Source organism: Flavobacterium granuli (genome assembly GCF_900129705.1).
GTDB classification, from domain to species: Bacteria; Bacteroidota; Bacteroidia; order Flavobacteriales; family Flavobacteriaceae; genus Flavobacterium; species Flavobacterium granuli.
The window spans coordinates 154,794-171,731 of the sequence record NZ_FQWO01000003.1; the positions used below are offsets into that span (position 1 = coordinate 154,794).

Here is a 16,938-nt window from a genome sequence, read left to right on the forward strand (position 1 = left end):
TTATTCGGCCAGTTTTTTCAGTTTATTGATTTCTTTAAGGGTGATTTTTTTACCGGTTAATTCAATCAAACCTAATTTGTTAAAGTCAGACAATAAACGGATGCAACTTTCGGTTGCCGTACCAATCATTCCTGCTAGTTCTTCTCTAGATAATTGAATATGCAAGGAACCGTCCTCATTTTTCCCAAAATTATCTTCAAGATAAATTAAAGTTTGTGCCAAGCGTTCTTTTACGGTTTTTTGAGCCATAGCGACCATGTGATCGTCAGATCCTTTCAGATCTCCGCAAATGCTCTTCATTACACTCATCGAAAACTGGTTGTTTTTGTCAAAAAATCCCATGATTTCGGTCTTTGGAATAAAACAAACTTCCATGTCTTCAAGAGCTACAGCACTTAAATTGGCCGGTTCGTCGCTTATCATCGAACGTTGACCAAGCAATTCTCCGGATTTAATTAGCTTAACGATATGATCTTTGCCATTTGCACTCAATTTCGATAATTTGCAAACACCTTCTTTTATACAGTAGATTCCATTAATGCTGTCGCCTTCGTCAAAAATGGCTTCTCCCTTTTTAATTGTAAATGAGGTTTTACAACTTGCTACTTTTAAAAGTTCTTCTTTGTTTAAAGCTTTCAGCGAGCTGAATTCTCTAACAATACATTGTTCGCATTTACTCATTATGATCGATATAATTTGCGCAAATTTAAAAAAAAAATACATGATAAATGTCATTTTCTTAACTGTTTAAATTAGTAACCTTTGTATCAGGTATAATGAGCAAAATAATTATGGACACACAGAACTGTTTCCATTGTGGATTAGATATTGTAAAGCAGGAAGAAATTATTTTTGATGCGAAAACATTTTGTTGTAACGGCTGTAAAACCGTCTACGAAATTTTTAGCTTGAATGATTTGGTCTGCTACTATGATTTCGAAAAATCTCCAGGGGCAACACCACAAGAAATTAAAGGGAAATATGATTTTTTGGACAACGAGACTATCGTTTCAAAATTATTAGAATTTCAAGAGGATACAACTGCAATAGTTACACTTAGTATTCCGCATATTCATTGCAGTTCCTGCATTTGGATATTGGAAAACTTACAGCGTTTGCAAAACGGAATCAGTACTTCTCAGGTGAATTTTCCTGAAAAGAAAGTTCGTATTACGTATAATTCTGAAACAGTTTCTCTAAAGGAAATCGTGTATTTACTGAGTTCTATTGGCTATGAGCCCTACATCAGCTTAGAAAATTACGAAACGGGAAAAAGTAATATCGACCGAAGTTTGACCTACAAACTTGGAGTTGCTTTCTTTTGTTTTGGTAATATCATGTTGCTTTCGTTTCCGGAATATTTTGAGGTCAAAGAATTTTGGCTGGATAATTACAAGCCCTTTTTTCGCTGGTTAATTTTTGCCTTGGCATTGCCTTCTTTCTTCTATTCGGGCAGCGGTTATTATGTTTCTGCTTACAAAAGTATGAAGTCAGGAATGCTAAATATTGATATTCCAATTGCTTTGGGTATTGTAATCATGTTTATACGAAGTACGGTTGATATTGTTTTTGATTATGGTTCCGGTTTTTTTGACAGTTTAACGGGCTTGGTTTTCTTCATGCTGTTAGGAAAGATGTTCCAAATTAAAACCTATAGTTTCTTGAGTTTTGAAAGGGATTTTAAGTCCTATTTTCCTATTGCAATCACTCGAATTAACAGCGATGCTTCAGAAGAAAGTATTCCTGTGTACGACATCGAAAAAGGAAACAGATTACTTATTAGAAACCAAGAATTAATTCCGGTAGACGGGATTTTAATCAGCGAAAAAGCATCAGTAGATTATAGTTTCGTGACCGGGGAAGCGATTCCTATTACCAAAAAATCAGGCGATAAGATATTTGCAGGTGGTAAACTGATTGGTAAAGTAATTGAAATGGAAGTATTACACTCTGTTTCGCAAAGTTATCTTACACAGTTGTGGAGCAATGATGTTTTCCAGAAAAAAGTGGAACAAAAACACAAAAGTATAACCGATACCATCAGCCGTTATTTTACTCCTATTCTGTTGTTGATTGCTTTTGTTTCCTTTGGATATTGGATTTTTATCGATACAAATACCGCTTTCAATGTTTTTACGGCGATACTGATTGTGGCCTGTCCCTGCGCTCTGGCATTGACTGCTCCTTTTACGATGGGAAATGTGTTGCGTATTATGGGTAAACAGAAATTTTATCTAAAAAATGCTTTGGTTATCGAACAACTCGCTAAGGTGGATACGCTGGTTTTTGACAAAACAGGAACGATTACCACAAATAAAAAATCGAGTATCACTTATCAAGGAGATTCATTTTCTGAATTGGATTTAGTGCGAATTAAAAATGTACTGCGAGCGTCTAATCATCCTTTGAGTCGAATGTTGTATGATTTTTTACCAGAAGGAAAGAAAATTCAAACAACAGATTTTAAGGAAATTACCGGACAGGGAATTCAAGCATTGATCGATGGTAAAGAGATAAAAATAGGTTCTGCTTTTTTCGTAGAAAAGTCAGAGGCGAATACTATTTTGCAAACCGCTGTTCATATTAAAATAGAAGGAATTTATTATGGTAAATATGTTTTTAACAATCAATATAGGGAAGGTTTGGAGCTTCTTTTTAACAGTTTAAAACATGATTATCAAATTAAAGTTTTATCCGGTGACAATGAAGGCGAGAGGGCTTCGTTGGAAAAACTTTTGCCCGCGGGAACCGAATTGATTTTTGATCAAAAACCGGAACAGAAACTGGAATTTATTAAAAAGTTGCAGGAAGAAGGTAAAAATGTGATGATGGTAGGTGACGGTTTGAATGATGCCGGAGCCTTGGCTCAGAGTGATGTGGGGATTTCGATTTCTGAAAATGTGAATGTTTTCTCACCGGCCTGTGACGCTATTTTGGAAGCCAATGAGTTTCAAAAATTGTATTATTTTTTAAAGTTGTCCAAGAAAGCGATAACAACCATTAAAATGAGTTTTGTCTTGTCATTACTTTATAATGTCGTAGGCTTGTCATTTGCAATTACAGGGAATTTAAAGCCATTGGTAGCTGCTATTATTATGCCTTTGAGTACCATTACCATTGTCAGCTTTGTAACAGTGATGAGTAATTATTATGCAAGGAGAAAAAAAATAGAAGATTAATGGTATTTATAATATTTTTCTCGTTATTTTAGTATGGGCAGATAAGTATGATAATTGTCATATTTTTTAAAAAGGAAGCAGATTAACTTTGTAAAACAAAATTAAGGTATGAGTGTCATTTATTTATTAATCTCGATCAGCATATTTGTCGCTGTCGGATTTTTTATCGCTTTTATTGCAGCCGTGAAGAGTGGTCAATATGATGATGATTATACCCCATCAGTTCGTATGCTTTTTGACGACGAGATCAAGATTACAGCCAAAAAAGAAAAACAAACAACAGAAGAAAAACAAAATTAATTATGGAAATGCAGCAGTTTTATTATGACAACAAAATTGTAAAAAAGTTTATTTACGCTACCATCGTTTTTGGGGTGGTGGGCATGGCTGTTGGTCTTTTATTGGCCACACTTTTTTTATTCCCAAATCTTACCGACGGAATTTCCTGGTTGAGTTTTGGTAGATTAAGACCATTGCACACTAATGCGGTAATTTTTGCCTTCGTAGGAAATGCCATGTTTGCCGGTATTTATTACTCTTTGCAAAGATTACTCAAAGCCAGAATGTTTAGCGATTTTTTAAGTAACCTTAATTTTTGGGGTTGGCAGTTGATTATTGTCGCTGCTGCAATTTCATTGCCAATGGGATACACTTCATCAAAAGAGTATGCCGAACTGGAATGGCCTATAGACATTGCTATTGCGTTGATTTGGGTTGTTTTTGGTATCAATATGATTGGAACTATCTTAAAAAGAAGAGAGCGTCATCTATATGTGGCGATCTGGTTTTATCTGGCGACTTTTGTTACGGTAGCTGTATTGCATATTTTCAATAGTTTGGCCATACCGGTTTCTGGGATGAAAAGTTATTCTGTTTATGCAGGAGTTCAGGATGCCTTAGTACAATGGTGGTATGGACATAATGCGGTAGCTTTTTTCTTGACTACTCCGTTTTTAGGATTGATGTATTATTTTATTCCAAAAGCGGCTAATCGTCCGGTATATTCTTACCGTTTATCAATTGTTCACTTTTGGTCATTAATATTTTTATATATCTGGGCAGGTCCTCACCATCTGTTGTATTCTGCTTTGCCAAACTGGGCTCAGAATTTAGGGGTTGTTTTCTCGGTAATGTTAATCGCTCCGTCTTGGGGAGGTATGATAAATGGTTTGTTAACTTTGCGCGGTGCTTGGGATAAAGTTCGTGTTGATCCTGTATTGAAGTTTTTTGTGGTAGCGATTACAGGTTATGGTATGGCTACTTTTGAAGGGCCTATGTTGTCTTTGAAAAACGTAAATGCAATAGCGCACTTTACGGATTGGATTATTGCTCACGTTCACGTAGGAGCATTGGCTTGGAATGGATTTATGGCTTTTGGTATGATTTATTGGTTGGTTCCAAGAATGTCTAAAGGACCTTTGTTCTCTATTAAATTGGCAAATTTCCACTTCTGGATTGGAACTTTAGGAATTATACTTTATACGCTTCCAATGTATGTTGCCGGATTTTTACAGGCTTCTATGTGGAAACAATTTAATCCTGACGGAACATTAACTTATGGTAATTTCTTGGAAACGGTAACGCAAATTATGCCAATGTACTGGATGCGAGCCATTGGAGGAACTCTGTATATCATCGGAATGTTTGTATTAGTGTATAATATCACTAAAACAATCAGAGCCAATGCTACAATCGAAGACGAATTAGCGGAAGCTCCTGAATTACAAAAAATTAGCAGTGGACGAATTAAAGGAGAAAAGTTTCATCCTTGGTTAGAAAGAAAACCAATTCAATTGACAATTTTAGCAACTGTGGCTATCTTGATTGGAGGAATTATTCAAATTGTTCCTACAATCATGGTAAAATCGAACATTCCTACTATCGCGAGCGTGAAACCCTATTCACCTTTAGAATTAGAAGGTCGTGATTTATACATCCGAGAAGGTTGTGTGGGTTGCCACTCTCAAATGGTGCGTCCTTTCAGAAGCGAAGTAGAACGATATGGCCCTCAGTCTAAAGCAGGGGAGTTTGTTTACGATCATCCTTTCCTTTGGGGATCAAAACGTACTGGTCCAGATTTATTAAGAGTGGGCGGAAAATATAATGACAATTGGCATTTTAACCATATGTGGAATCCACAAAGCACTTCTTCAGGATCGATCATGCCGGGTTATAAATGGTTATTTGACAATAGCGCTTTAGATATTTCGGATATCGAGACTAAGATGAAAGTGATGAAAACTCTTGGGGTGCCTTATACCGATGCTGAAATTGCCAATGCTAAAACAGCAATTAAAGAGCAATCCCAAAAGATTGAAGAAAACCTTCATGCAGACCCTGATTTTGTGAAAAGTTATGAAGACAGTAAGAAGAAAGCGCAAGCAAAAGGAGAAAAGTTTGTTCCTATGCATGAAAGAGAAATCGTTGCGTTAATTGCCTACATACAACGTTTAGGGACTGATATCAAAGTAAAAGACAACAAGTAAAAAATCAAAGTCATGTTCGAACAAATAAAACATAACATGGAAACAATCGCGGGAGTTGCGATTTATCCGATACTGTCATTATTAATTTTCTTTTTTTTCTTTGTAGGACTTGGTTTATGGGTTGTGTCCTATAAAAAAGAAAAAATCAATGAGTTGAGTCAAATTCCATTGAACGATAATTAGTTAGTATAATTTCAAAATAATTAAAATGAAAAAATTAATTCCAGCATATCTAAGAGTACTAATAATTTTCTTTGTCATATTTGGCGTAACGGAATATTTTGTTGACTCAGGTGATCGTCCGGCGTTCATAAAATACCCAATGGTTTCATTGTTTTTATTTGTGTTTCTTTTCCTTTTAATAGCGATAGAAATCACAATAAGCGCTATTGATAATGTGACCTATCAGTTGCTTACTGATGACCAAAAGTCAAAATTGGAAGAAGAAAATAATAAGAGTTTTAAGGAAAAGCAATGGTATAAAAAACTAATGCAAAGCCTTACTAAAACTGAACCTATCGAGAACGAAGCCGGTCTGTTATTGAATCATGATTATGATGGCATCAAGGAATTAGACAATAATTTGCCGCCATGGTGGGTTTATTTGTTCTATGCTTGTATCGTTTTTTCGGCAGTTTATCTGGTTAAATTTGAAATATTAGATGGTGATAATCAGGAAATGGAGCTTAAAAAAGAATTGGCTCAAGCTAAGATTGACGTAGCTGAGTACATGAAAAACGCTCCAGACTTAATGGATGAGAAAACAGTTACTCTATTGACAGAACCTGCAGATTTAGCAAAAGGGGAGACATTGTTCACAACCAATTGTGCAGCTTGCCACAGAGCAGATGGAGGAGGACAAATAGGACCAAACCTAACTGATGAGAATTGGATTTTAGGAGGCGGAATTAAAGAAGTCTTCCATACCATTTCAAATGGAGGTCGCGACGGAAAAGGGATGATTGCTTGGAAAGGGACTTTGAAACCCAAAGAAATACAGGCTGTTGCCAGTTATATATTGTCATTGAAAGGAAGTAATCCAAAAGATGCCAAAGAGGCCGAAGGAGAGCTTTGGGTTGAAGAAAATAAATAGCATTCAGTATTGCTTAATAGAAGTTAAAACATTCAAAAATGTCAAAATTACCAGATCAAGCATTTAGAGATACCATAGGTACAATTGATGGTGAAGGAAAAAGGAAATTTATTTTCCCTAAAAAACCTTCGGGGAAATTTTATGAATATAGAAAGTGGGTTAGTTATTTTCTGTTGATTGTTTTAATTGCTAATCCTTTTATAAAAATTGATGGTAATCAATTCATGATGTTCAACATTTTGGAGCGTCGTTTTAATATTTTTGGTTTTCCATTTTGGCCGCAGGATTTTTATATTTTTGTTCTTTTTATGATTGTGGGTGTGGTTTTTGTCATCCTTTTTACGGTGATTTTCGGGAGAATATTTTGCGGTTGGATCTGCCCCCAAACGATTTTTCTAGAAATGGTTTTCCGCCGAATTGAGTACTGGATTGAAGGGGACAGAGGTTCACAAATTCGATTGTCAAAACAAGAATGGAATGCGGAAAAAATTAGAAAAAAAGGCATTAAGTGGACTATTTTCTTATTGATTTCTTTTGGAATAGCCAATGTCTTTTTAGCTTATCTTATCGGTAGCGATACTTTGATAGAGATGATAGAAGAAGGTCCTGCAAACCACATGAGTACGCTGATTGCCTTGTCGATCTTTACAGGTATTTTCTATTTTATTTTTGTGTGGTTTAGAGAGCAGGTTTGTATTATTGCCTGTCCTTACGGAAGATTACAAGGAGTTCTTTTAGATAATAAATCCATTAATGTAGCCTATGATTTTGTTCGTGGCGAAAAAGAAGCTGGTCGAGCCAAATTCAATAAACAAGAAGACAGGTCTGCAACTGGAAAAGGAGATTGTATTGATTGTAAGCAATGCGTCAATGTTTGTCCAACGGGTATTGACATTCGAAACGGAACCCAGCTAGAGTGTGTAAACTGTACCGCTTGTATTGATGAATGTGATTTGATAATGGAAAGTGTAGGATTGCCAAAAGGCCTTATACGCTATGCATCAGAAGACGAGATAGAGAAAAAAGCAGCATTTAAATTCACACCAAGAATGAAGGGTTATACCGCAATCTTGGTCATCTTAGTGGGAGTTTTGATAGGATTATTATTTTTGCGAACAGATGTTGAAGCAACTATCTTAAGATTACCTGGACAGCTTTTTCAACATAAAGGGGATAATATCAGTAATGTTTTTACCTATAAAATTATTAATAAAACCAATAATGATTTCAAAGAAATCCATTTTAAATTAATTGGAATAAAAGGAACATTAAAGGTAGTAGGCGGTCAAATGCTTGAAGTGCCTAAACAAGGAATGAAAAGTGGGACATTATTTGTTGAAATTCCTCAGTATTTATTAGAAAGTGATAAAACAAAGTTAAGAATTGAGGTTTATAATGGTGATGAGAAAATTGAAACGAGTACCACCACTTTTTTAAGTCCAAGAAGTTTTGACTAAAAAAAAATTTTGAAGAACTTTCTTCAAACTTCAAACTAAAATTATGAAATCGCCACTAACTTCAAGTTTGCGTAAGCAAACATCAATAAATAAAAAGGCGATACCATATGACCACTAACAAATTAATTTTACATATATGAAAATCAATTGGGGAAAAGGGATTGCCATTGCTATAGCGTTGTTCATGGCTTTTATTTTATATTTTGTCATTAAAGTACAATCAGATTCAAAATACGATAATGATTTGGTTGTCGAAGAATATTACAAACACGATGCCCGTTTTGATGAAGAAATGATACGCGCACAAAATGCGCAGGATTTAGTTGAAAAACCCACTATAACTAACGCTGAAAACGGAGTTACGATTGTGTTTCCAGCTGTTTTTGTACCTAATAAAATAAAAGGAAAAGTGTCCCTTTACAGACCGTCTAATAAAAAATTTGACTTCGAAATCCCAATTTCGATTTCTAATCCATCTTTGCTCATACCTAAATCAAATTTGGTAGGCGGTCAATGGGACCTTAACATTGAATGGCAATATGAAGGGAAAGAATACCTGACTAAGAAAACAATTTATATTAAGTAGGCTTAAAACTAAGAGAAAATAGAGAAAGAGTTCAAACTGGAAATTGATTTTAAATCATGTTCACTCTAAAATAGGTATTCTAAAATTCAAAATGATTATGCTTTATACCGCTTTCATATTCGGCTTAATCAGTAGTTTTCATTGTATTGGAATGTGTGGTCCAATAGCTATGATGTTACCGGTTGACAGGACTAATCCTACTAAGAAAGTAAGCCAGATTCTTACTTATCATCTGGGAAGATTAACTGCTTACGGTTCTATAGGATTCATTTTCGGATTAGTAGGTAAAGGCTTTTTCATGGCAGGAATGCAACAAAAAATGTCTATTTTTATTGGCCTGGCAATGATTGTAATTGTTTTAGTTCCTGAGAAAATCTTTGCTAGATATAATTTTTCAAAACCGGTTTATAGATTGATTTCCAAAATTAAACAAAGTTTAGGGAGTCAGTTTAGAAATAAGAGTTACAAATCACTTTTTATAATAGGATTACTCAATGGTTTTTTGCCTTGCGGTATGGTATATGTTGCTTTATTTGGGGCTATAGCGATGCAAAGTGTTGGTTTTGGTGTGTTGTATATGATTCTTTTTGGATTAGGAACAATACCTATGATGAGTAGTATTGTCTATTTGAACTCTTTCTTGACTGTCAAAACCCGAAATAAGATACAAAAAGCAATTCCCTATGTTGCTGTAATAATTGGAGTTCTATTTATTTTAAGAGGCTTAGGATTGGGGATTCCTTATATTTCTCCATCCAATATGAGTTTGTTTATTCGGCAAACTGCTGATTGTCATTAGATTAATTTTTCTTATATTTAACTTAAATTTTAAGAGCGATGGAAAGACACGATTTATTACACGAATTTCCTGAATATCAGGAGAAAATTCATCAACTGAAAGTTAGTAATCCTCAATTTCGAGAATTATTTGATGAATACCATGAATTAGAACATAAAATCCATCGAATAAATGATGGAGAAGAAGTTGTTATTGATGAATATGCCCATGAATTAAAAGCCAGATTTCTTTTTATGAAAGATGAATTAGTGGCGATGTTGCAAAAAGAGTAATGGTATATTTTGGTAGTTATTTTTACTCTCGAAAAACTAGGGCAAATTTAATTTCTAGCTTTTTAAAGGAGTGATTTTTACAGAAAATTTTAGATAACAAACAAAGCACGCTCTATGGCGTGCTTTGTTTGTTTAAGTTTTATATCAGTTTTTAAATTGTCATAGAGAATAATTTAGTTGCGGGAGCTTTTCGTTTTAAAAGCAAGTCAAAGGCCATACAGATATTACGCACATAAGGTTTACCGGCTTCTGTAACTCTAATTTTATCTTTTTTGATGATAAGGAGTTTGTCATTTTCCATTTCTTTCAATTGAGTCAAAATCTCCGGAATTTCTTCAAAATAGATAGATTCGTCTTTCCAGGAAGTTTCAAATTGACACATTAGGTTGAGAATGTGTTTGCGGATAATCAGATCCTCATTAGTTAATAAATGGCCTCTAAATATGGGGAGTTTATTGGTTTCTAGTAATTGATAATAGTCTTCAATTTTTTTTACATTTTGGGCAAAACTATACCAGCTATCACTTATTGAAGATACCCCTAAACCAATCATCAGTTGTGTTTTTGAAGAGCTATAACCCATAAAGTTACGATGCAATTCTCCATTTTTAAAGGATTCAAATAGGCTGTCTGTTTTTAGTGCAAAATGATCCATACCAATTTCATGATAACCATTTTTGAATAATAGTTTCTTTCCTATTTCATATAACATTCGCTTTTTTTCGTCTTTTGGAATGTCTTCATCCTTAAAACCACGCTGTCCGTTTCCTTTGATCCAAGGCACATGTGCATAGCTGTAAAACGCTAGTCTATCCGGTTGTAACGATTTTGTTTTTTCAATCGTGTCTACCACATCCTCTATTTCCTGAAATGGCAATCCAAAAATTATGTCGTGACCAATTGAGGTATAACCAATTTCTCTTGCCCAAAAAGTGACTTTTGCCACATTATGAAAGGGTTGTTCTCTATGAATGGCTTTTTGAACTTTTTCAGAATAGTCTTGCACACCAAAGCTCACTCTTCTAAAGCCTAAATCATATAGTTTTTGTAAATGTTCTCTAGTAGTGTTGTTAGGATGTCCCTCAAAGCTGAACTCATAATCATCGGCACGACCTGCCTTAGAAAAAATACCGTTGATTAAATATTCTAAGTTTTTCGACGAAAAAAAAGTAGGAGTTCCTCCTCCCAGATGAATTTCTTTTATCATGGGCTTTTCGGTCAATATCTCGCAATACAACGCCCATTCTTTTAGAATAGCTTCGATATATGGGTTTTCAACTTCGTGGTTCTTTGTAATGCGTTTATTGCACCCACAAAAAGTACATAAGCTTTCGCAAAAAGGGAGGTGGATATAGAGACTGATTCCGCCTTCTTTAGAATTGCTTTCTGCAAATGATTTTTTTAAGGTGTCAATCCAGTTCTGATATAGAAAGGCTTCTTCATTCCAGTACGGAACTGTAGGGTAACTGGTGTATCTTGGACCAGGGACATTGTATTTTTGAATCATTGAACTTTTCATAGCAAAGAAATTTTCTAAGTTCAAAAGTAGTTTGATTTACGAATAATTAAAATGATAATTATCATGCCAACCGGTTTTTAAAAAAAAGCCTCATGCTATTTCTAGGATGAGGCTTGTTCTTTTAAATAAAAGAATTGATTTTTATTCTTGGTTGAGGTTTCTTAACTGTCTCAGTTTTTCTTTCCAAGTATCCAGACTTTCTTTGTGAATTGCTATATTCTTGCGAACTTCTAAAACAATTGAATTTTCTTTTTTTGCATTTCGGGTATTTGCAAAAAATTGAATATTGTTTTCCAATTGGAAGATTTCGTTTTGAACTTCCTCTATTTTACGCATGATAAAAATCTTCTCGTTTTCCAGTTTTCGAGCATCGTTGCTTTCTGATAGGTTGTCCATTCTATTGGCAAAACGAATCATGTCAGTATCTTTTTTACTCAAACTTAATTTGTCAAAAAGGGCGTCTAAGATTTTATTGAACTTACCTTCAATGTGTCTCCTTGGGAAAGGAACTTTACCAAAAGTTTTCCAGTTTTCAATATGTAATTTTATGGCATCCAAATCTGTTTTGTGGTCACCGGTCAGTTGAAATTCCCTTAGAGTTTCCAGATAAGCTTTCTTTTTGTCAAAAGCTTGCATCTCATCAGTGTTTTCATCATGTTTTTGCTCTTTTAATTTGTCAAAATAATGATTACAGGCCTCTTTAAACTCTTTCCAGATTTTATCTGAATATTTTCTTGGTACATGCCCTATTTTTTTCCACTCCTCTTGAATTTGCTTCATGATTGGTGTAGTTGCTTCAAAATCATCACTGTCTTTTAATTCTTGTGCTTTGGCAACGAGTGCATTCTTTTTGTTTAAATTTTCGTTTTGGTCTTTTTTGATGTCTTTGTAAAAAGAATTTTTGAAAGAATTAAAGTTTCTGACTGCCGTTTTAAATGAGGCCCAAGTTTCTTCATTCACTTCCGAAGGCACTTTTCCTGTTGAGAAAAAAGCGGTTCTTAAAGCTTCTACTTTTTCAATTTGCACTAGCCATTGTGAGTGAGAATTGACTCTGATGGTTGCCAAAACTTCAATCTCGGCGATTATTTGTTTTTTCTTTTCTAAATTTTCAAGTTCGCTACCTCTTAGTTTTTCAAACAAAATTTCACGTTTATCGTGCATTTTTTTTGTCAAATCACTAAATTGATTCCATATTTCATCACGATGTTCTCTAGAAACAGGACCAATGTCTTCCTTCCAAATTCGATGTAAATCTTGTAATTCCCTGAAGGCTTTATTTACATCTGCTTCGTGGAGCAATTCTTCTACACGGCTAACAATTTTTTGTTTTTGTTCTAAATTGTGTTTGAAATCCAAATCTCTTGCTTCGCGGTCCAGATGCAAATAATCGTAGAAATTCTCCACATGAAAATGATAGTTATTCCAAACGTGATTGTATTTGTCTTTAGGTATCGGTCCCGCATTTTTCCATCGCTCCCTTAATTCATTAAAATGTTTTAAGGTGTCCTTGATGTTTTCTTGCGGATTGATCAATTCTTTCAATTCCTCAACGATGGCTAATCTGTTTTCTAAATTGGATTTTAAGTTGGTCTGGAGACTCTTAAAATGATTGTTTTTGTTGTCTCTGTAAAGAGAGTAATATTGGTCAAATTTTACTTTTAGAGGAAAATGATATTGAAATTCATCTGTAGAATCTGGATTCTCATTGTGAAATTCTTCTTTTTTCTCTTCAATAAAGTGATTGTATTTTGCTAAAAAGGCTTTTTTTAATTCTTCAATATGATCTTTTACAGACATAACCTTGTCAGTAGAAACTAATTTTTTCAGTTCATCTACTAATATTTCCATAGACAAGGTCTCATAGTCTTGCATTGGAATTTCATGACGGTCTTTTAAGGTTTCGTCTTCGCTTTCTTCTGCGTTGGTATCAGCTATGGCATCAAGAGCTGTTTGCTTGCTTGAAGGTGTTGTTTTCTTATTATCTACCATTTCATCAGGAGTTGCAACATTGTTGTGCTGAGCAGCTGCAGTGTCATTTTGCTCTGCAAAAGTGGCTGTTTCCAATGTTTCAATATTGGACTGATTTGATTCATTCGAATCTTGGGCTAAATTTCCATCTGCTTCAAGCAGGTTATCATTCTTTTCTTCTAACATTTTTTCAATGTTTAAGGTTTTTACTAAAATTGAATGCGAAAGATAGTAAAGGCGCATTGAAATTCAAAATAAATCCTTTGTTTATAGTTGTATTGTGTTAATTTTTTTTTCATTTCGAAGCAATTTCTTGCTATTCGGTTTGACTGTTTAGTTATTCGAAAAGGAAAATAAAAATAAGATTTTACTGTAGGTAAAATTTAAGGTAGTTCTATAAAATTACTTCTAAAAAGCAATAAGAGTCTTGTTGATACAGGATTTTATTTTTTTAACAAATAAGAGTTTTTATGTTACAATTCCGCTGATTTTGTTGGGCTTACATTGAAACAGAGTGTTTAATTTTTTAATTTTTTTATAAGAGAGAGAGCAATTTTACTTCAAAGCTCTATTTTTGTCGAAAAGCCCATTTTTGGGGATATTCGAGGTTGTTAATTAAGTTTTTTTAGAATATAATTTTAAATTATGAGTGAAATTGAAGTGATTAAAGGGGAGATTTTTAATGATCATCGCGGTCAGATTTCCTCCTTAAACAGTTTTAGATTTGGAGAAGTGGAGCGTTATTATTTCATTCATCATCCAGATCCAAAGGTTATAAGAGGTTGGCATGCACACCAATTTGAAAAAAAATGGTTTCAATGTGTTAAGGGTTCATTTACGATGGCTTTTGTTAAAATTGATGATTGGGATGCGCCTTCAAAAGATTTAAAAGCAGAAATTTTTGAAATTTCAGAAGAAACAAGTGAAGTTATTTGCTTGCCTATGGGCTATGCCAATTGCATAAAAGCACATGATAAAGATAGTGTTTTGATGGTTTTTTCCGGCAAACGAATTCCGGAAGCCTATGAGGATTCTTGGCGTTACGATGCCAATAATTGGGTGGATTGGTCTAAAATATAATTTTTTAAAAGAATGTGCTGAGATTGAATTACGTAAGGCTGATTTAGTTTTTCGGAATTATATAAAAAATCGTCTGGATTTAAATAAGTAACCTAATTGAGTTAGAATTAATTTAAATCCAGACGATTTTTATTATGTTAATTTTTTATTTATTCCAAATGGACCAAGCCTTCTCTGCTTGAAAAATGAGCATGTCGAGACCATTTTTGATTTGAGCTCCTTTTTCTTTCGCTTTTTTAAGAAATTGAGTTTCTTCAGGATTGTAAATCAAGTCGTATGCAATGTGCTTTTGAGTGAAAAAATCATAAGGAATCAACGGAAAAGCCTCAATATTAGGACTTGTACCTACTGGTGTCGAGTTGATGATTATTTGATATTCATTGAAAGTATCAGCATTAATTTGATTGTAGTCAATCGCATTTTCGGAAGGAGTTCTTGATACAAAAACATAAGAAATTCCCAATTCGTCTAAAGCAAAAGCAACTCCTTTTGAAGCACCTCCTGTTCCTAGAATTAAGGCTTTTTTATGATGGGCTTGCAATAAGGGTTCAAGTGATTTTTGAAAACCATAATAATCGGTATTGTAGCCTTTTAATTTGCCTTTTTTGGTAATTTTAATCGTGTTTACGGCGCCTATTTTAGCCGCCTTTTTTGATAATTTATCTAAAAAAGGAAGAACAGATTCTTTATAAGGAATAGTGACATTCAGGCCTTTTAAATTGGGATTGCTCTTTATTAGTTCGGTAAAAGCACTGATTTCTGCGATGTCAAAGTTTTCGTAAGAACAATCTTCAGAGTTTTCTTTTTTAAATTTTTCAGTAAAATATCCTTTTGAAAAAGAATAGCTAATGTTGCGCCCTAATAGGCCAAAGCGTTTTTTTTCTATTTCGACCATTATTCTTTATTGTGTTTCGCGATATAATTTTGCACCGTTTTTTTAGTCCAAACCACAGGGAATAAATCTTCAAGAAGAATATAATTGTCAAAATTCAATCGCAAAGCATTGCTCAAATGGAATTTAGCTTTGGTATTGTCTTGAATCATAAAGTACAATCCAGCCAAACGGTATTCGACTTCGTTTTCTTCGGGATAATATTCTGAGGCCTGTAATAAAGTTTGAATGGCACTTTCAAATTCACCTAAAAATTGAAGGATATCTACCCAAAATAACCAAGTGTCTAATCCTGTATCGCCAAATTCTACTGCTTTTCTATAACCAAATTCAGCTTCTTCAAAGAAGTTCATCTGTTTGTTTATTGTTGCATATCGTTTCCAGTATAAACGGTTTTGATTGTCTATAGCTAAAGCTTTGTTGACATAAAATAATGCTTTCTCAAAGTTTTTTTGACGGACATAGAAATCAGTAATAGCAACCCAACCTTTGTCTAAAAGAGGGTCTTCATGTACCGTTTCGTTGTAATATTTTAATGCTAATGCGGTATTGCCTAATTTTTCATGGCATTTTCCTATTCGAAGTAAGGCATAAGAAGTCGCGTCATCGAGCTCGATGGTACGGCTGTAGCTTTCAATCGCTTCTTCGTATTTTTCTAATCTTTCGTAAGCTTTGGCTCTTTCCATGAAAGCACCTAAGAATTCGTCATCAATCAGCGTTGCATAATCAAAGGCACGGATGGCATTTTCATAGTCTTTTACACCATAATACAAACGTCCCATCTGATGCCAGGCAATTTCACTATACGGATTTTTGTCGATGTATTTATTTAGATAGGCAATAGCGTCAAGGTTTTGATCTAAAAATTCGAAACAATATACCACATTGTACAATGCAGATTGGTCTTCGAGATCTTCTTCAAGGCATTTGATGAAGCTTTCTTTTGCCAGTTCCAGATTATCCATAAACAGGTATTCCATCCCTATTAAGTTATAGACATCGGCATAATCATCGGTGTATTCTAAAGCTGTTTCTAAGTAGGCAACCGCTTTTTCATGCTGGTCACGTTTAGAGCAAATATTGGCTTTTTGAATGTAAATTTCTTCATTAGTAGGTTCAAAGGCATATAGCTCGTTGAGTAATTTTTCAGCTATATCCAGTTTGTCGTCAAATACAAGCATTTCTACTTGAACCAACTTCAATCCCGTCGATTTAGGGTGTTGATCCAGTGCTAGTTTTAATGCTTTTTTTGCCAAAGCGGCCTTACCCATATCGAGATAATGAAGTATGATTTCTTCAAATTCTTCGGAGTCAAAAAAGAGCACTTTGTTCGTTTTTAACATCGACTCAAATTTTGACAGAGATAAGTTATAATCTTCTTCTTCGTTGCTTAATTGCATACTTTGTTTTTTTTGAATTTGGCCTATTTAAAATTAGGCATCCTTACTGTTATTCGGAAGAAAAAGTGGAATTGTTGTGAACAATTTAATTAACATTCTATAGGGAGATTTAAATCGATTTTTTATAATTTTTCGGTTTCGAAAATGCAAAACCAGTATTAGAATCGAAATAAAATTATATTGTTATAGATGATAATCAAAATTGTT

General features: G+C 34.1%; 15 protein-coding genes. 10 read left to right on the plus strand and 5 right to left on the minus strand.

The window, feature by feature from the left end:
* Window positions 1-681 carry a Crp/Fnr family transcriptional regulator gene (locus BUB25_RS05705; RefSeq protein WP_072942074.1) on the minus strand — a complete coding sequence of 227 codons (681 nt, stop codon included), beginning with the start codon at window positions 679-681 and terminating at the stop codon, window positions 1-3.
* 110 nt (window positions 682-791) lie between these two features.
* Between BUB25_RS05705 and BUB25_RS05710 the strand changes: the two genes are divergently transcribed.
* The 9 genes from BUB25_RS05710 to BUB25_RS05750 all read left to right on the plus strand — a co-directional run bounded on the left by BUB25_RS05710 (window position 792) and on the right by BUB25_RS05750 (window position 9,872).
* On the plus strand, window positions 792-3,179 hold the full coding sequence (locus tag BUB25_RS05710; protein ID WP_072941498.1) for a heavy metal translocating P-type ATPase: 2,388 nt from the start codon (window positions 792-794) through the stop codon (window positions 3,177-3,179).
* A gap of 108 nt (window positions 3,180-3,287) precedes the next feature.
* Window positions 3,288-3,479 (plus strand): cbb3-type cytochrome oxidase assembly protein CcoS, encoded by a 192-nt coding sequence (gene ccoS, locus BUB25_RS05715; protein ID WP_072941501.1) that lies wholly within the window; start codon window positions 3,288-3,290, stop codon window positions 3,477-3,479.
* A 2-nt stretch (window positions 3,480-3,481) separates the two neighbouring features.
* Complete coding sequence (ccoN, locus tag BUB25_RS05720; RefSeq protein ID WP_072941504.1) at window positions 3,482-5,665, plus strand: cytochrome-c oxidase, cbb3-type subunit I; 2,184 nt, start codon at window positions 3,482-3,484, stop codon at window positions 5,663-5,665.
* A 12-nt stretch (window positions 5,666-5,677) separates the two neighbouring features.
* Complete coding sequence (locus BUB25_RS05725; RefSeq protein ID WP_072941525.1) at window positions 5,678-5,848, plus strand: cytochrome C oxidase subunit IV; 171 nt, start codon at window positions 5,678-5,680, stop codon at window positions 5,846-5,848.
* A 25-nt stretch (window positions 5,849-5,873) separates the two neighbouring features.
* A complete protein-coding gene (locus BUB25_RS05730; protein WP_072941528.1) occupies window positions 5,874-6,758 on the plus strand; it encodes a cbb3-type cytochrome c oxidase N-terminal domain-containing protein in 885 nt (294 codons plus the stop codon).
* 38 nt (window positions 6,759-6,796) lie between these two features.
* The gene (gene ccoG / locus BUB25_RS05735; protein WP_072941531.1) at window positions 6,797-8,215 is read left to right on the plus strand and encodes a cytochrome c oxidase accessory protein CcoG; all 1,419 of its coding nucleotides are present in this window, start codon (window positions 6,797-6,799) and stop codon (window positions 8,213-8,215) included.
* A gap of 136 nt (window positions 8,216-8,351) precedes the next feature.
* Complete coding sequence (locus tag BUB25_RS05740; RefSeq protein WP_072941534.1) at window positions 8,352-8,801, plus strand: FixH family protein; 450 nt, start codon at window positions 8,352-8,354, stop codon at window positions 8,799-8,801.
* Between the two features lie 97 nt (window positions 8,802-8,898).
* Window positions 8,899-9,600, plus strand: coding sequence for a sulfite exporter TauE/SafE family protein (locus BUB25_RS05745; protein ID WP_072942077.1), 702 nt, complete (start codon window positions 8,899-8,901; stop codon window positions 9,598-9,600).
* A 38-nt stretch (window positions 9,601-9,638) separates the two neighbouring features.
* Entirely contained in the window at window positions 9,639-9,872 is a 234-nt protein-coding gene (locus BUB25_RS05750) for an HP1242/YdcH family protein (RefSeq protein ID WP_072941537.1), read from the plus strand.
* A 151-nt stretch (window positions 9,873-10,023) separates the two neighbouring features.
* On the opposite strand, the gene hemN is transcribed toward BUB25_RS05750, so the two are convergent.
* Both hemN and BUB25_RS05760 read right to left on the minus strand, forming a co-directional pair.
* Window positions 10,024-11,391: an oxygen-independent coproporphyrinogen III oxidase gene (gene hemN / locus BUB25_RS05755; RefSeq protein WP_072941540.1), complete on the minus strand. Its 1,368-nt coding sequence runs from the start codon at window positions 11,389-11,391 to the stop codon at window positions 10,024-10,026.
* Between the two features lie 141 nt (window positions 11,392-11,532).
* Window positions 11,533-13,545 carry a DUF349 domain-containing protein gene (locus BUB25_RS05760; protein ID WP_072942080.1) on the minus strand — a complete coding sequence of 671 codons (2,013 nt, stop codon included), beginning with the start codon at window positions 13,543-13,545 and terminating at the stop codon, window positions 11,533-11,535.
* Between the two features lie 459 nt (window positions 13,546-14,004).
* Between BUB25_RS05760 and BUB25_RS05765 the strand changes: the two genes are divergently transcribed.
* Complete coding sequence (locus BUB25_RS05765; protein ID WP_072941544.1) at window positions 14,005-14,439, plus strand: WxcM-like domain-containing protein; 435 nt, start codon at window positions 14,005-14,007, stop codon at window positions 14,437-14,439.
* Between the two features lie 145 nt (window positions 14,440-14,584).
* Here BUB25_RS05765 and BUB25_RS05770 read toward each other — a convergent pair whose 3' ends face one another.
* Together BUB25_RS05770 and BUB25_RS05775 are read right to left on the minus strand one after the other, a co-directional pair.
* Window positions 14,585-15,334 carry a shikimate dehydrogenase family protein gene (locus BUB25_RS05770; RefSeq protein ID WP_072941547.1) on the minus strand — a complete coding sequence of 250 codons (750 nt, stop codon included), beginning with the start codon at window positions 15,332-15,334 and terminating at the stop codon, window positions 14,585-14,587.
* Window positions 15,334-16,731: a tetratricopeptide repeat protein gene (locus BUB25_RS05775; RefSeq protein WP_072941550.1), complete on the minus strand. Its 1,398-nt coding sequence runs from the start codon at window positions 16,729-16,731 to the stop codon at window positions 15,334-15,336. Before BUB25_RS05775 ends, BUB25_RS05770 begins: the two co-directional genes overlap by 1 nt.
* Between the last annotated feature and the right edge of the window lie 207 nt (window positions 16,732-16,938).

Coding starts and splice junctions, on each gene's coding strand:
- BUB25_RS05765 (WP_072941544.1), top strand. CDS start 14,005: ATGAGTGAAATTGAAGTGATTAAAGGGGAGATTTTTAATGATCATCGC.
- BUB25_RS05710 (WP_072941498.1), top strand. CDS start 792: ATGGACACACAGAACTGTTTCCATTGTGGATTAGATATTGTAAAGCAG.
- BUB25_RS05775 (WP_072941550.1), bottom strand. CDS start 16,731: ATGCAATTAAGCAACGAAGAAGAAGATTATAACTTATCTCTGTCAAAA.
- BUB25_RS05705 (WP_072942074.1), bottom strand. CDS start 681: ATGAGTAAATGCGAACAATGTATTGTTAGAGAATTCAGCTCGCTGAAA.
- BUB25_RS05725 (WP_072941525.1), top strand. CDS start 5,678: ATGTTCGAACAAATAAAACATAACATGGAAACAATCGCGGGAGTTGCG.
- BUB25_RS05770 (WP_072941547.1), bottom strand. CDS start 15,334: ATGGTCGAAATAGAAAAAAAACGCTTTGGCCTATTAGGGCGCAACATT.
- ccoN (WP_072941504.1), top strand. CDS start 3,482: ATGGAAATGCAGCAGTTTTATTATGACAACAAAATTGTAAAAAAGTTT.
- BUB25_RS05730 (WP_072941528.1), top strand. CDS start 5,874: ATGAAAAAATTAATTCCAGCATATCTAAGAGTACTAATAATTTTCTTT.
- BUB25_RS05745 (WP_072942077.1), top strand. CDS start 8,899: ATGCTTTATACCGCTTTCATATTCGGCTTAATCAGTAGTTTTCATTGT.
- BUB25_RS05760 (WP_072942080.1), bottom strand. CDS start 13,545: ATGTTAGAAGAAAAGAATGATAACCTGCTTGAAGCAGATGGAAATTTA.
- ccoS (WP_072941501.1), top strand. CDS start 3,288: ATGAGTGTCATTTATTTATTAATCTCGATCAGCATATTTGTCGCTGTC.
- BUB25_RS05740 (WP_072941534.1), top strand. CDS start 8,352: ATGAAAATCAATTGGGGAAAAGGGATTGCCATTGCTATAGCGTTGTTC.
- ccoG (WP_072941531.1), top strand. CDS start 6,797: ATGTCAAAATTACCAGATCAAGCATTTAGAGATACCATAGGTACAATT.
- BUB25_RS05750 (WP_072941537.1), top strand. CDS start 9,639: ATGGAAAGACACGATTTATTACACGAATTTCCTGAATATCAGGAGAAA.
- hemN (WP_072941540.1), bottom strand. CDS start 11,391: ATGAAAAGTTCAATGATTCAAAAATACAATGTCCCTGGTCCAAGATAC.